The organism is Ruegeria sp. BHSA118, assembly GCF_059613405.1.
Map to the genome: position 1 here is coordinate 24,624 of NZ_JBXWSM010000014.1, position 15,350 is coordinate 39,973.

Below are 15,350 nucleotides of genomic sequence, written 5' to 3' on the forward strand. Positions count from 1 at the left end.
TCATGATATTGAATTACGTTTGTATGTGCGCCGGTCCGGATCAGGCCGTTGCCCCGGTCGGGTCGGTGTGCAGGATGTTATCTGCGGTCAGGCCGCTCAGATCACTCAGGTCTTGGAACGTGGCCACGGTTTCAACGCTGGCATCGTTCGCCGCCTGGAAATCTACCTTGACCAGAACACTGTTTGTTCCGTCGGTCGCCATCAGGTAAAGTTCATCGCCTGCCATGGCTCCGGCAAGACTCTCGACAGCGGCTTCGATTGTGCTGAGGTTGAGGTCTGTGAGTACCGTGCTGAGGCCGACAAATCCGGTGTTTGTGCCCAACGTGTCTCCGGCTGACAGCAATTCGAATCCGGTGCCATCACCGCGAAGCGTATTGGTGTCCAGCCCGTGGAACATCAATGCGTCGGTTACATCCGCAGCCGGGCCAATCGTAAAGCCAGTCACAATATCTGTACCATTGCTGGCCGGGTCCGCCTCGAAGACGACGATGTCTCGCCCTGCCGCAGAAACATCAATGGTATCGCCGCCGTCACCGCCGCGCGTGATGGTGTCCGTATTCGCAGCGGTGAGTGTGTCATCACCATTGGTGCCAAACTGCACTGTCGTTGGCCCGCCATCAGACGTTTTGATCGTCAGCTCAATAGGCTGGCTGGAGTCCTGGATCGTCATCGTGAAGGTGACAAGCGGCTGAGAAAGATCTGTAAAGGTTGTCGCGGCACCGGCAAAATTCATCGCGCCCCCGGCGCCCGGGCTGGCCAAAAACAAATCGAAGGCGTTGTTTTCCGAAACCGACGCCGTGTTGAATGTGACAACCGAAGGATCAAATCCAAGCTCTGCCGTCAATGCCAGACCGCCAGAGATATCGCGGTCGGCTTCAGCATAGATTGCGAACGTCACTGTAGATCCCGAGCGCCCAACTTCAGAAATCACATAGGCGGCGGGTTCGTGCGCAACGGCTTGCTCGGAAACCGGCAGCGGATCTGGTCCACCCGTAACTGTCGCCTGCGCGGAAAAGACAAGGTCATCACCTGCCTCCACTGTCGAAAAATTGGACGCCGCGACAGCCAGTGACCAGGATCCGTCTGCGGCCACCGTTGCAGATCCGACCGAATTGCCGTTTAACGTGACATCCACCGACTGGCCGATTGACAATCCGGTCGATGACCCGCCGAGAGTTATTCCGGAAGCTTTGGCATCGGCAAGAGCAATCGAATTGTTGACCCCGACATCGTTCAACGTCAACAGGGGGCGAAAATCTGTGGAAAGTGAGCTGTTCGCGGCGGAGGAGCTGTTTCCGGCCAGATCGTCAACAGTGGCGGAAATGGAATAGCTCGTTCCGTCAGAGAGCATTCCAAGATCACTTGCTGGAACCGTAACTGCCCACGAGCCATTTGATGCAACGCCTGTATAGGTTTGCCCGCCGAATGTGACCGAAACGGTCTGGCCATCTTCAGCCGTGGTTGTGCCCGAGATTGCAAGATCCACGCCCTTCTCGGTCACGTCCAACACGGCACCCACAGGCAGACTGTTTATGGTTATCGAAGGTGCTGTGAAGTCAGTGGCAAAACTTGTTGTGGTTTGATTGTTGTTTCCCGCTGCGTCCGAGATCGACGCATTGATATTGTAAGTCTCGTTGTCTTGCAGGGCAGACAAATCTGTCACGGTTGCCGTATAGGTCCAAGTACCCCCGGTTACCATTGCCGTTCCGGTGACGTCCGTAGTGCCGTCAGCGCGCGTGATCTCGACGGTAACAACTGTTCCGTCCGGCGCATCGGAAGTTCCTGACACTGTCAGGTCGGTTCCTTGTTCAACGGCGTTCATGACAGCCCCGTCGGATACGGTTGAAATTCCGATCGTCGGTGGCGTGAAATCGGTGGAAAAGCTGTTGTTCGCTTGCAGAGCCGGATTCCCGGCAGCGTCCGAGACATCCGCGGTTACGGTGAGGGTCGCCGCGTCAGAAAGACCTGCCAGATCCGAAGCAGGTACAGTTACGCTCCAGCTGCCGCCAGAAACCGTTCCGCTATAGGACTGCCCGTTCAGACTGACGGTTACGATTTGCCCGTCTTCAGCTGTCGTACTGCCCGAGATGGAAAGATCCGTGGCCCGCTCGGATGCGTTCATGACAGCTCCGTCCGAGAAACTATCGATGCTGAGCGTCGGCGCGGTCACATCCTTGGAAAGTGTCACTGCGGCCTGCGGTGCCGTCACGCCACTGGCGTCATCGACATCCGCTGTAACAGAAAAGTTGCCTCCATCCGACAGAGACGCCAGATCGCCAGCTGGCACAGTCACGTTCCAGGCCCCGCCGGATACTGTTCCGGAATATGTTTGACCATCGAGGGTTACGGTAACTTGCTGACCATCCTCAACATTTGACGTCAGCCCGCTGATGGTCAAGTCTGATCCGGCTTCGGTTGCGTTCAGTACGGAACCAACAGGAAGCGGTGTTATCGAAATGGAAGGGCCTGTCAGGTCCACGGGAACCGATACAAGAAGCGGTACTGCCGGATTGCCCGAAATGTCCTCGACGGCTACCAGAACAGATGCAGGTACTCCGGTGGAAAGACTGCTCAGATCGGAATTGGGGATCGTTACACTCCAGCTTCCGCCAGAAGCGGTGCCTGTATGCACTTGTCCGTTGAACGTGACGATGATGGTCTGACCATCCTCTGCCGTGGTGGAACCGGTCAAGGCCAGGTCGCCGGCTACGTCGATCAGTTCTATCGAGCCGCCAGCCACGGGATCCAGAGAAACAGTTGGTGCAGTAAAATCAGTATCAAAGCTTCCGCTCGCCTGTGGTGCGGAATTTCCCGCCGCGTCGGCAACATCAGCGGTAACGGCAATCGTCGCGCCATCAGGAAGGGCCGAAAGGTCTGCTGCCGGAACGGTGACGCTCCATTGTCCGCTGGATACCGTGCCCGAATAGTTTTGCCCGTTCATTGAGACGGTGACGGTCTGCCCGTCTTCTGCATCAGTTGTTCCGGTGACCGTCAGGTCCGTTGCCTGTTCGATCGCATTCAAAACAGCGCCATCGGAAAACCCGGTGATCGATAGGGTTGGTGGAATTGTATCAATATCGAACTTGACGGATTCGCTTGCCAGTTCCGTGCCTGAATCGTCCAGATGTCTGACTATCACCGTAGAGACGCCTTGCGGAAGCGCATTGGCTTCGGCAGCCGTGAGAGAAACGCTCCAACTGCCGTCATCGTTGGGCGTTACGGTTTTGACAAGCGAACCTATCGTGACCTCGACTGTCGATGTTCCTTCGGGTGCGGCAGCATTGGTAAGGGCGCTGTTCAATGCCGTTGCCTGAAGTTCGGCCAGGTTCAGGCTGGTATAGCTTGGTTCCGGTTGGGGTTGCGGTTCAGGCTCTGGCGCGACAGGTTCCGGGGAATCGCCGCCGCCGCCACCTCCGCCCGCAGCGGCAGCTGCACCAGCCAGCCCGAGGCCCCCCAGTGCAGCCCCGGCGCCGCTGATTCCACCAGCTGCTGCGCCGGCTTCAGCTGCGCTGAACTGGGCGATTTCGGCAACCGCCTCTTCTGCGATCATGATTGCGCCGCTGTCCAGGACCTGCACGTTTTCCGCCGCCACGATCATCGTCCGACCGTCAGCCATTTTCAGAAGAACATCGCCGTTTTTCATCAATTTGGCGAATCGTACACCCGGAATTGTCTCTGCAAACTGGAAGGCGTAAAGTTCTTCGATGGTTGCTTGTGACAAGGCAGGCAAAGCCATCAATGTGGACATGAGGCCGCCAGCCGCGCCGCGACCCGCCCAGCGACCAAGCTTTCCCTTGATCCATTGCTGAACTTGAGATTTGCGATCTCCGTCCGTTGAGTCAGCCGCCGGACGATTGTTGGCCTCAGGTGCTTTGGTCATCTTGCCCTCGCATGTGGTGTCCGCGATCATCGCAACAGGAAAGGATGTTCTGTTTGGCGTTTTGCTCATCTGTCTTTCCCATTCGTTGCCGTTGCGATCGGACCTGAAAAAATTGAGTTAAACTGAAACCGAACTTCTCGTTTTCACCACAATTCTGCTTTGGTTTCGGTCTGCTCATCTGGTCATCTTGCCGTAACTGCCAGGGGTGGCGCGGGAGGTGATGGCTGTGATGCTTCAGTTCGAAAGTGTAGTGGCAACGGGGAGCACGGCGCTCGATTCAGGTATCGGCGATACGGCTTTAAAAACGCTTAACGGGAATACGTATCTCTACACGGTGACCGGCCCGGGTGGCGGCGTCGCAGTCTGGCGGCTGGTCGACGGTGCCCTGCCGCAGCTGGTTGATACAGAGTATTACAGCGGTTCGATCACCTTCCAGGTCGGGCGCAGTGCCACGCCGATAACGCTGGCGGGAACCGAGCAGATCGCGCTCGACATCAACACTGCCGCGGGTCTGGTCGGGTATGACGTGAACGCGGACGGAACGATCGGAAGCCTGAAGGAAACGGGTGTTCTAAACGGAGGCGGAGATATCTCGGCCATCGTACAGTTTTCACTTGGGTCTTCGGATGTCCTTGCGATGGCGCATGAGGATACCGGCAATATCGGAACCTATCATGTGAACGCGAACGGGACGCTCAGTCTTGCGGGTTTGATTACCGGCACGGCGGATGCCATGCAGACGTTGCGGTCGGGTTCGGAACATTTTCTAATCTCAAGTGACGCGGCAACAAACGCTGTCTCGACGTATCGCATCGACTCCGGCACCGGCACGTTAACCGAGATCAACAATGATTCGGCGCTCGGAACTCTTGGTGTTTCTACTCCAACGGATGTCGAGACCGTGGAGGCATACGGTAAATCCTGGGTTGTGGTGGCGGGGTCTGGCAGCAACTCTCTCAGTGTTCTCCAATTGAACGGCGATGGGAGTTTGAAGGCGACGGACCATGTGCTTGATACGCTTCATACGCGGTTTGAATCGGTTCAGGATCTGGCGGTCATAGACGTGAACGGCCGGGTCTTTGTGGTTGCAGGCGGCGGCGATGATGGCCTGTCTCTGTTCACTCTGACACCCGAAGGTCAACTGGTTCATATGGACAGTTTCGCGGATACGGTGGCGAGTGGCTTGCAGAATGTCGAATCGCTGGCGGTTGCACATGTGGGCGACGATCTGCAAATTCTCGTAACGTCACAACAGGATGCCGGGGTGACCGTCCTGACGGTCCCGGTCGATGATCTGGGTGTGGTGCGCAAGGGGTTCGGTACCGTGAACGGGAGCGCGTCGGACGATATCCTCAGCGGCGGTATTTTGGACACGACCCTTCTGGGAGGCGCCGGAGACGACATTCTCATCGCGGGGAAGGGTGCGACGACGATGTCGGGTGGTGCAGGGGCCGACATCTTCGTGATGCAGTCCGGTAGTGGTCTAACCACAATAACCGATTTTCAGGCAGGTCTGGATCGACTGGATATGTTCGACTACCTGCTGTTGCGGTCGCCTCAGCAACTGACCTTTACCAGCACGGCAAACGGGGCTCAGATCGAATATCGCGGCGAGATCGTGCAGGTCCAATCCGCGTCGGGCAGCGCTTTGACAAGCACAGATATCTTTGGCGCAGGCTTCGCCGGACCGGATCACATCCCGGTAGATTTCGGGGATCTGGGCGGGCAGACACCGGGCAGCTCTGATGGATTGGTCGGGCAGATTACGGTGGACAGCGAGGCAGCGAATCCGGGGCTGACGGATGCGGAAATCCAGTTCACGCCGGACGGCGGGGGTACGGTATCCGCCACCGCAGATGATCAGGGGCGGTTTGATCTGGAATTGCCCGATGGCACCTTTCCCGGAGTGCTGGACATCACCAAACACTATTCCACGGCAAGCGGGAAGATTGACGCGCTGGACGCCTTGCAAGTGTTGCGTATCTCGGTTGGTCTTGACCCGACATGGGGTCCAGCGACCGCGGAAAACCTGATAGCGGCAGACGTCAACAGGGATGGCACCGTGAACGCCCTGGATGCGCTTGCAATTTTGCAAGTCGCCGTCGGGCAGCCCACGGCCCATGACCCGGAATGGGTATTTCTGGATGAGAACGCGGACCTTTCCGGAATAACCAAGGACAATGTAACCTATCAGACGGGTGTCGATGTTGTGGCGGTGGATGGGGTCATCAACGTGGACATGACCTCCATCTTGTTGGGAAATCTCGAAGCGGCCTGAGTGTCGAATGATATCTAGGCCAAAGCAGGGTTGTACCTTTTTTAGCGGTAAGGCGCGGACTGGCTTTTGCGGCCAAATCGGCACGACCCAGCCTCAGCGCTCGGATGCCGCCCCATGACGCGGTGCTTTTGCTTTCGGCCCAAGCGTTGTCGCGCCGGCGGCTACGTTACCTGTTCCATCCCTGTGTTTTCATTTGCAGATGGTCCAATAATTTCAATGAATTCTACCAGAATCGCAACTTGCCTGCGATAATCGCCTGACCTTTGGAACCGATAAGCCGCTCAAATTGCTGGTCGGACAACATTGGTCTTGGCGTCGGTGGAGCAAATGTGACATAGCAGGCCGAGACTTCAACACAGAGATGAAAATTAGTAACAATGGAAATATTGGCGCTTTCCATTCCGGAAGTGAAACTGATCACCCCGAAGCGTTTTGGCGATCATCGCGGGTTCTTTGAGGAAACCTACAATGCCGACAGCTTTGCGGCACAAGGGATTCATACGCAATTCGTTCAGGACAATCATTCCCTTTCGAGCACGGTGAACACGGTGCGCGGATTGCATTTTCAGGCTCCGCCAAGGGCGCAGGCCAAGCTGGTGCGCTGCGGTCGTGGGCGGCTGTTTGATGTCGCGGTCGATATCCGCAAAGGCTCGCCCACCTATGGTCACTGGGTCGGTGAAGAACTGAGTTTCGAGAACGGGCGGATGCTGTTGGTTCCTGCGGGGTTCGCGCATGGGTTCGTGACGTTGGAGCCGGAGACCGAGATCGTCTACAAGTGTTCTGACACTTACGCGCCGGAAACTGAAGGCGCGGTTCGTTGGGACGATCCCGATATCGGCATTGAATGGCCACAGAGCAATTCAGAACCCCAGCTGTCCGAGAAAGATCGGATCGCACCACTTCTGCACGAAATTGAATCTCCTTTCGTATTCGAGGGCACACAATGAAAATTCTGGTTACGGGCGGGGCGGGTTTTATCGGCTCTGCCGTTATCCGTCGCGCGATTGCCGATGGGCATTCGGTCGTCAATGTCGATGCCCTGACCTACGCGGCCTGTCTGGACAATGTTGCCGCTGTCGCGGATGCGCCGGGATACGTTTTTGAACATGCGGATATCCGGGATGCGGCCGCCATGTCGGCCATACTGGACAGGCACCAGCCAGACGCGATCATGCATCTGGCCGCTGAAAGCCATGTTGACCGTTCGATCGATGGCCCGGCCGCGTTCATCGATACGAACCTGACCGGTACCTATGTATTGCTGGAAGCTGCACGCGCCTATTGGGCGGGTGCCGGCCGGCCCGAGCATTTCCGGTTTCACCATATATCAACCGACGAGGTCTTTGGGTCCTTGCGTAAAACCGGGTTTTTCACCGAAGACAGCCCATATCAGCCGAACTCACCCTATTCGGCCTCGAAAGCGGGATCGGATCATCTTGTGCGGGCGTGGCGTGAAACATACGGCCTGCCAGTGGTTCTTACCAATTGCTCCAACAACTACGGCCCTTACCAGTTTCCGGAAAAGCTGATCCCCGTGGTCATCCTCAGCGCGCTGGCGGGCAAACCGATCCCGATTTACGGGAAAGGCGACAATATTCGCGACTGGCTGCATGTCGATGACCATGCCGAAGCCTTGTTGCTGGTACTCGAAAAAGGTGAACTGGGCCGCAGCTACAATATCGGCGGCGAGAATGAGATGACCAATCTTGATCTTGTCAGAATGCTGTGTTCGATCCTGGATCGCCTCAAGCCGGGTGAAACGCCCTATGCGGACCTGATCACGTTCGTCGCTGACCGCCCCGGTCACGATCAGCGCTATGCCATCAATCCGGCCCGGATTCGCACCGAACTGAACTGGCGTCCCTCCTACACGCCCGAGTCCGGGCTGGAACAGACGGTTCAGTGGTATCTGGACAACAGCGCGTGGTTGAACGCCTTGCAGGCCCGCAGTGGTGTGGGTGAGCGGCTGGGTGTTGCCAAATGAAGGCGCTGGTGTTCGGCCACGGGGGGCAGGTGGCGACCGAGTTGCGACGTCGTGGACAGGCGCATGGTGTCTTGGTTGAAGCTCTGGATCGCGCCGCGGCGGACCTGTCTGACCCGTCGCAATGTGCAGACGCCATCCGGCATACGGATGCGGACGTGATCATCAATGCGGCCGCCTATACGGCCGTAGACCAGGCCGAAGAAGAAAGCGACCTGGCGCAACGGATCAACGGAGATTCTCCCGGAGCAATGGCGCGTGCCGCCGCGGCCCGCGACCTGCCTTTTCTTCATATTTCCACGGATTACGTTTTTGACGGCTCTGGTACGACCCCCTGGAGCTCCGATGACCCGACCGGGCCCTTGGGGGCCTATGGTCGAACCAAGCTGGACGGCGAACACCAGATCGCAGAGGCTGGCGGCCACTATGCCATTTTGCGCACAAGCTGGGTGTTTTCGGCCCACGGAAAGAACTTTGCAAAGACCATTCTCCGACTGGCAGAGACCCGTGACAAGCTGACCATCGTTGCAGATCAGATCGGCGGGCCAACACCTGCTGCCGACATCGCCGAAACCTTGCTGAAAATGGCCAAGGCCGGCCTCGAAGCCAAAGGTGGCGTGTTTCACTATTCCGGTGCACCTGATGCTAGCTGGGCAGATTTCGCCCGTGAAATTGTTTCTCAATCCGGCTTGTCGGTCGAAATCGACGATATTCCAACCGAGGCTTACCCAACGCCGGCGCCGCGCCCGCTGAATTCACGTATGGACTGTTCGCGGTTGGAAAATGCGTTCGGAATCCAGAGACCCGACTGGAAAGCCGGACTGGCCGAGATATTGAGCGAGTTGAAGTCAGCGACCAGCTGAACCTTGAAAGGACAGATTATGCAGCGCAAAGGCATTATTCTTGCCGGTGGGTCCGGAACCCGGCTTTATCCGATCACCATGGCGATATCGAAGCAATTGCTGCCGATCTACGACAAGCCGATGATCTTTTACCCGCTGAGTGTTTTGATGCTGTCGCAGATCCGCGAAATCGCGATCATCACCACCCCCCAGGATCAGGATCAGTTTCAGCGCCTGTTGGGGGATGGCAGTCAATACGGGTTGTCCTTGACATGGATCGTGCAACCGTCTCCTGACGGTCTGGCGCAGGCTTATACTCTGGCCGAGGATTTTCTGGACGGTGCCCCGTCTGCGTTGATTTTGGGCGACAACATCTTCTTCGGACATGGCCTTCCGGACCTGCTGCTCGAGGCGGATCAACTGAAGCGTGGCGGTACGGTTTTTGCGTACCGGGTTGCTGATCCAGAACGCTACGGCGTTGTGGATTTCCAAGGGAACAAAGCCCGCGCGATCGTCGAAAAACCCAAGGTACCTCCGTCGAACTACGCGGTGACGGGTCTTTATTTTCTGGATGGCGATGCTCCGGCCCGCGCGCATGAGGTCAAACCGTCAGATCGCGGCGAGCTGGAAATCACGTCGCTGCTGGAGATGTATCTGGACGAAGGTTTGCTGGATGTGCAGACCATGGGGCGCGGTTTTGCCTGGCTGGATACCGGCACGCACGGGTCTTTGCTGGATGCGGGAAACTTCGTACGCACGATCACGGAACGTCAAGGTATGCAGACCGGCAGCCTGGATGAAATCGCCTGGGCGAATGGCTGGATCGACAACGAGGCTCTTGAAGCGCGCGCGCGCCTGTTCGCCAAGTCCACGTACGGCACCTATCTGAAAGGGCTTCTGAGCTAGGCCGGAAACTGTCTCATGGTTACGTGTTCAGGCTGGATTTTGCTTGGGCCGCAAACTGCTTCACGCTTTGTGATCAAGGTCTGAACGGGGCTGGTCGGACATTCCGGCCATGCCAAACGCCGCGCAAGAAGGCCCATTGTTTGGCGCGTTTTCGCGCTGAAAACAACACAACCGGTGACAGCATTTGCAGAAGCGCCGATGCCAGGGCTCGACCAAAGGCCATCGGGACTTCATGCTTGCGGGCGACATAAACGCGTGATTGCCCCATATACCAGCCCTTCAGACCAGCGATGGCTGGGCTTCCCGGCGAGGATTTGCCTCTGGCGTGGCGCATCTGAGCGTTGTGGACATAGTACAGTGGCCCGCAAACGGCTTTGAGCCGCAGGCTCAGATCATCGTCCTCATGATACAGAAAGATTTCGGGATCAAACCCCCCGACCGCTTCGAATGCTTCGCGGCGGACCAGGAACGCGGCGCCGACGAGGACCGGCAATTCAAAGTCGGAATCGGCTGTTTTCCTGGGCAGGGTTTCATTTCGGGGAATGATCACACTGTATCGCCTGAAACGAGGTGCCCCCTTCCGGTCCAGAATTGCAGGGTTGAAGGCTGACGCATCCGGATGATTGTCGGCCCCCTCTTGCAACGCATCCAATGCTCCGGGCAGCAAGTGGGAATCCGGGTTCAGAAAAAAAAGCAGGTCCGTTGTTGCCTTGGCGGCACCAAGGTTGCATGCGCGGCCAAACCCGATGTTGTCGGGGCTTTCGATCAGAGTTGCGCCATGTGCCCTGGCCATTTGCCGAACCGCTTCAATATCATCCGACCCATTGTCGACCAAAATTGTCGGCACGCCCTCTGGGATGGAATTCAGCATCTGAGGCAGTACGCCACTGCTGTTGTAACAAATGCTTATGATCGTAATCTGTGACAATCCTGCCTGCCGTATCTGTGGAATGGGCCTGATCGTTACTTCCTCGCAAACACAGTTAGGGTCAACCCCGGTTACAGTACGACCGATCCGGGCTGCTGAATGCGGTCCGTGATCTTGTGCGCTCAGCGACGACAATCTGAGAAATGATTGAAATGGTTCTGCCCCTATGAAGCGAAGGCGGGAAACCGATCATCAAGCGCGGCCGGATGGTAAAGCCGCATCAGTGGATGCAATGTCTGTTTGATCGGAGCGGTAAGATTTACCTCTTTGGTATTTTTCGATTTCCGGTGGCCGTTGTGAATGAGCAGATTGTTGCCAGTCGTCGGGTTGAAACCAGTAAGTCGCAACATGCCTGGAAGGTGATATCGGAATTCCGGCGCCATTCACTTGCCGGAATGAAGGCGTTGGCGGTTCTCAGAACGTTCTGCAAATGATTGCGGACGCAAGCCTGTACGCTCAACACCCTGCGCGCGTTTGCATGACCTCACAGAGCCAAGGCCGTGGTTTTCCGCGATATCGGTAAGCTGTTGAAAAGCGTATCAAGCATACCTCAGCCGAAGTGCGGCAGGAGCCCACAAGGTTCAACCCGACGCCCACGCGGATGCCGCTTCTTTTGCAGAAAAGGCCACGAAACAGAACCCTGTCAAAACATGCTTCTATGAAGATGGTTGCGTGGCGCCCTTGGTGTGAATGATCCCCGGGTGAGTGGTCATTGCCGCTGGGGGCGTTTTGTGCAACAGTATTCTCTGAGTTGAACGTTATTTGGGTACAACATCCAAAGCCTTAGGTATCGGTTTGGTATTGGGGATTGCAGAACCAGACCAAACTATATAGCAGCCGAATTGAAGCACGAAATAAGCATCACGGAAGAATTACAGTGAGCGATAGACATACTTACGAATACGACATTGATATGAACAGTGATGTAGCACCCGCACGTGTGCTGCGCATGGTAAAGCCCGGGTCCAAGGTGCTTGAGATCGGGGCCGGTCCTGGCTCGATCACACGCCATCTTTCCGGCACGTTGGAATGTGATGTTGTGGCGCTTGAGATCGACCCTTCGGCGATCGAAAAGCTAAAGCCGTTTGCCCGTTCGGTGTACCCGATGGATCTCAACGATGCTTCATGGAGTGACATCGTTCGCGAGAAAGACGGGGTATTCGACTACGTGATTGCAGCGGACGTTCTGGAACATGTTTACGACCCCTGGAGCGTTCTTTCAGGCATGAAGTCGCTGTTGAACGACACGGGATCGGTTATTCTTTCGCTGCCGCATGTTGGCCATGCAGCCATTGCCGGTTGTCTTGTCGATGAAGATTTCGAATATCGTGACTGGGGCCTGCTGGATCGGACCCATGTGCGGTTTTTCGGCATCAAAAACGTTCAGCACCTGCTTAATTCGCAGGGCATGAGCATTGAACAAGCCGAGTTTGTGGTTCGTTCGCCAGAAATGACGGAGTTTTGTCAACGCTGGAGCCGTCTGCCACAGGATGTTCAGGCCGCCTTGCAGCGCAATCGCTATTCCCATGTCTTCCAGGTCGTAAGCAGATCGGTCCCCAAAGAACGGGCAGAGAATGACATCTACCTGATGGGCTTGCCCGTCGAACAACCCGATGAAGAGACCCGGCAGCATTGGACCAACATGATGGCAGGCCTGCCCCTGTCCGAAGAGATTGATCTGCAATCGACAATCGGGCCGGTGGACACGAGCACCGCTTCCCGAGTCGAGCCCGGCCCACTGGCCAAGAAGAAAAAAAAATCGCTGGCGCGGCTGTTGGGGTTGAAGAAGTAATGTCCTCAAAAATCACGGATCGTGAATTCGGCAATATCAGGACAATTGCCTTCTACCTTCCTCAGTTCCATCCGATTCCGGAGAACGATGAATGGTGGGGCAAAGGGTTCACCGAGTGGACAAATGTTGCAAAAGCCAAGCCGCTTTTTACCGGGCATTATCAACCTCATCTTCCTACGGATCTAGGGTATTACGACCTGCGTGTCCGCGAAACGCGGCTTGAGCAGATCGAGATGGCCAAGGCCAGCGGAATTGATGGATTCTGCTACCACTATTACTGGTTTTCGGGAAAACGACTGCTCGAACGTCCCGTCGACGAAATGCTGGCGGATCCCGAAAGCGATATGCCGTTTTGTCTTTGCTGGGCGAATGAGAACTGGACGCGTCGCTGGGATGCGGCCGAGCACGAGATTCTCATTGAGCAGAAGTACAAGCCCGAGGATGATCTGGAGTTCATCAAGTCGATCGAGCCGTTTTTCCGGGATCCCCGCTACATAACAATAGATGGCGCTCCGATCCTGATTGTTTATCGGCCGCAGCATTTGAAGAACTCGCGCAAGACCGTGCAGGTCTGGCGCGACTATTGCGCGTCTGTCGGAATTCCGAAAATCCATCTTGCCTGTGCGCTGACGCATCGAAACTGGGACTACGCATCATACGGGTTCGATTCCGGTGTGGAATTCCCGCCCCACAGCATCAACGTGCCCAACCTCTCGCCAGAGGTGGACCTGTTCGACGATTTCCAAGGCCATTGCGTTGATTTTTCCGCGATCGCAGAACAGTACCTGGGTCACAGCTATGGACCTGAGAACAACGTTCATCGATCGGTTTTTCCGTCCTGGGACAACACGGCCCGGCGGAAGGAAAATGCCATGGTCGTTTTGAACGGAACGCCGGAAAACTATGAATACTGGCTTTCGCGTGCCTTGCACCAAACCGCTCAGGATTTCCCCGACCAGGAACGTTTCGTTTTTGTGAATGCATGGAATGAATGGGCTGAAGGATGTCACCTGGAACCGGATCGCGAGTACGGGCATGCGTTTTTGCACGCGACCAGGGCCGCTCTTCAAGGTTCAAAGCTGACCGACTGGACGCATGTGGGTGTTCCCGAAATTTCGGGCCGTGGCGAAACCACGGAAGGCATCGCGCATCCTGTTCCATATGGTGCCAACAAGCCGTTGGCCAAACGGGCTTTCCGTCTTTTGCGCGATACGGTCAGCGGTCGGTTGCTGAAGCAATGGCTGTCTGCGGCTCGTACAAAATAGAAAACCACGCTGGATTGAGTTGCATGAAAGTCCCAAGTACTTGTCATGCAACTCTGTCTCGTGCTTTGCGTGGAAAAAAAGGTTTTCTTTGTCATAGTCGGCACGACGCGCCTTAGTACGAGAAACTGCATGTCCATCAAAGATACCCTGATTTATTATTTGCTGACCGCTGCGTCGAAACTCAGCCCTCCTTTGTCGCCACGTACGGCAAGGCGGTTCAGAAATTCAGCCAAGAAAAGAGACCCCAAACGGGGTTGGGACAAACCGGGGCAATCAAACAGGCAGGGTTTTGAAGCCGTTGGGCAGGCTGAAGAGTTCAAACCCTTCGGCCCGCCTGCGAAAGCGGAACCCGCAGTACGTGCAATTGCGCATTACCTGCCGCAATTTCATCCCTTCAAAGAGAATGATGAATGGTGGGGCAAAGGCTTTACCGAATGGTCCAATGTCGGAAAGGCGGTTCCGAATTACCCGGGCCATTACCAACCTCATTGTCCGATTCATCTGGGTTACTACGACTTGCGGTTGCCCGAGATCATGGTCGAGCAGGCGCGGATCGCAAAATCTTACGGGATAGGAGGGTTCTCCTATTATTACTACTGGTTCGGCGGAAAGACCCTGATGGAACACCCGCTCGAACAAATGTTGGGCAATCCGGAAGTCGACATGCCTTTTTGCCTGACATGGGCAAATGAAAACTGGACGCGCCGCTGGGACGGGCGAGCGCATGACGTTCTTATCGCGCAGAACCATTCGATCGAGGATTCCCTGAACCTTCTGCGTCACATACGCAAGTACTTTGATGATCCGCGCTATATTCGGATTGATGGGAAGCCGGTTTTCATCGTTTACCGAGCGAACATCATACCGAATATCGAGGAAACGACCGCGGCTTGGCGAAAAGAGGCACAAAGCTGGGGCGAGCCAGACCTGTATCTCATAGCCGCTCAGACTTTTGATATCGGCGACCCCGAGAAACTGGGTTTTGACGCTGCTATGGAGTTCCCTCCGCATCAGGTAAAGCGCACCGACATCACGGATGAGATGGGGATCTACAACCCAGAGTTCACCGGAGCGGTTCTGGATTACCAGGCCGTGGTTGAGGCAGAACTTCAAAAGCCGGAACCCCGGTACAAGCTGTTTCGGTCCTCCACACTCTCGTGGGACAATACCGCGCGCAATCAGGATGCCCCTCGGATTATGGGACGGTTCACGATTGATGCCTACAAGCGCTGGACGGAACATTTGTGCCGCCAGGTTCTTGCGCAGGAAAAATACAGTGCGGACGAAAAAATCGTTTTCATAAACGCGTGGAACGAGTGGGCAGAGGGGACTCATCTGGAGCCTGACCGAAGATACGGCTTTGCCTATCTTCAGGCGACGTATGACGCGTTACCCAAGAAATCTGAAAGTCAGATAAGCACTTGATGTTTTGGACCTTTTTGGTTTCGAGGGCCAAAAAGTTGACGCCGCCGATATTC

General features: G+C 56.0%; 10 protein-coding genes. 8 read left to right on the forward strand and 2 right to left on the reverse strand.

What is annotated here, in order from left to right:
• Positions 1–40 precede the first annotated feature (40 nt).
• A complete protein-coding gene (locus tag AC2FNN_RS06335; RefSeq protein WP_496757361.1) occupies positions 41–3,949 on the reverse strand; it encodes an Ig-like domain-containing protein in 3,909 nt (1,302 codons plus the stop codon).
• 160 nt (positions 3,950–4,109) lie between these two features.
• On the opposite strand from AC2FNN_RS06335, the gene AC2FNN_RS06340 reads away from it, so the two are divergent.
• The 5 genes from AC2FNN_RS06340 to rfbA all read left to right on the forward strand — a co-directional run bounded on the left by AC2FNN_RS06340 (position 4,110) and on the right by rfbA (position 9,887).
• Positions 4,110–6,158, forward strand: a complete 2,049-nt coding sequence (locus AC2FNN_RS06340) for a dockerin type I domain-containing protein (protein ID WP_496757363.1) — start codon at positions 4,110–4,112, stop codon at positions 6,156–6,158.
• 377 nt (positions 6,159–6,535) lie between these two features.
• Positions 6,536–7,105 (forward strand): dTDP-4-dehydrorhamnose 3,5-epimerase, encoded by a 570-nt coding sequence (gene rfbC, locus AC2FNN_RS06345; RefSeq protein WP_496757364.1) that lies wholly within the window; start codon positions 6,536–6,538, stop codon positions 7,103–7,105.
• Positions 7,102–8,142 (forward strand): dTDP-glucose 4,6-dehydratase, encoded by a 1,041-nt coding sequence (gene rfbB, locus AC2FNN_RS06350; protein WP_496757366.1) that lies wholly within the window; start codon positions 7,102–7,104, stop codon positions 8,140–8,142. The genes rfbC and rfbB overlap by 4 nt, the downstream gene beginning before the upstream one ends.
• Positions 8,139–9,002, forward strand: a complete 864-nt coding sequence (gene rfbD / locus AC2FNN_RS06355) for a dTDP-4-dehydrorhamnose reductase (RefSeq protein ID WP_496757368.1) — start codon at positions 8,139–8,141, stop codon at positions 9,000–9,002. The genes rfbB and rfbD overlap by 4 nt, the downstream gene beginning before the upstream one ends.
• An 18-nt stretch (positions 9,003–9,020) precedes the next feature.
• On the forward strand, positions 9,021–9,887 hold the full coding sequence (gene rfbA, locus AC2FNN_RS06360; protein ID WP_496757369.1) for a glucose-1-phosphate thymidylyltransferase RfbA: 867 nt from the start codon (positions 9,021–9,023) through the stop codon (positions 9,885–9,887).
• Positions 9,888–9,960: 73 nt separating this feature from the next.
• On the opposite strand, the gene AC2FNN_RS06365 is transcribed toward rfbA, so the two are convergent.
• Positions 9,961–10,815, reverse strand: a complete 855-nt coding sequence (locus AC2FNN_RS06365; protein ID WP_496757370.1) for a glycosyltransferase family 2 protein — start codon at positions 10,813–10,815, stop codon at positions 9,961–9,963.
• Positions 10,816–11,692: 877 nt separating this feature from the next.
• Here AC2FNN_RS06365 and AC2FNN_RS06370 point away from each other — a divergent pair.
• From AC2FNN_RS06370 to AC2FNN_RS06380, 3 genes are all read left to right on the forward strand, one after another.
• Positions 11,693–12,607 (forward strand): class I SAM-dependent methyltransferase, encoded by a 915-nt coding sequence (locus AC2FNN_RS06370; RefSeq protein ID WP_496757371.1) that lies wholly within the window; start codon positions 11,693–11,695, stop codon positions 12,605–12,607.
• Positions 12,607–13,872, forward strand: a complete 1,266-nt coding sequence (locus AC2FNN_RS06375) for a glycosyltransferase WbsX family protein (protein ID WP_496757372.1) — start codon at positions 12,607–12,609, stop codon at positions 13,870–13,872. The genes AC2FNN_RS06370 and AC2FNN_RS06375 overlap by 1 nt, the downstream gene beginning before the upstream one ends.
• Before the next feature lie 129 nt (positions 13,873–14,001).
• Entirely contained in the window at positions 14,002–15,297 is a 1,296-nt protein-coding gene (locus AC2FNN_RS06380; protein ID WP_496757373.1) for a glycosyltransferase WbsX family protein, read from the forward strand.
• Positions 15,298–15,350: the final 53 nt, after the last annotated feature.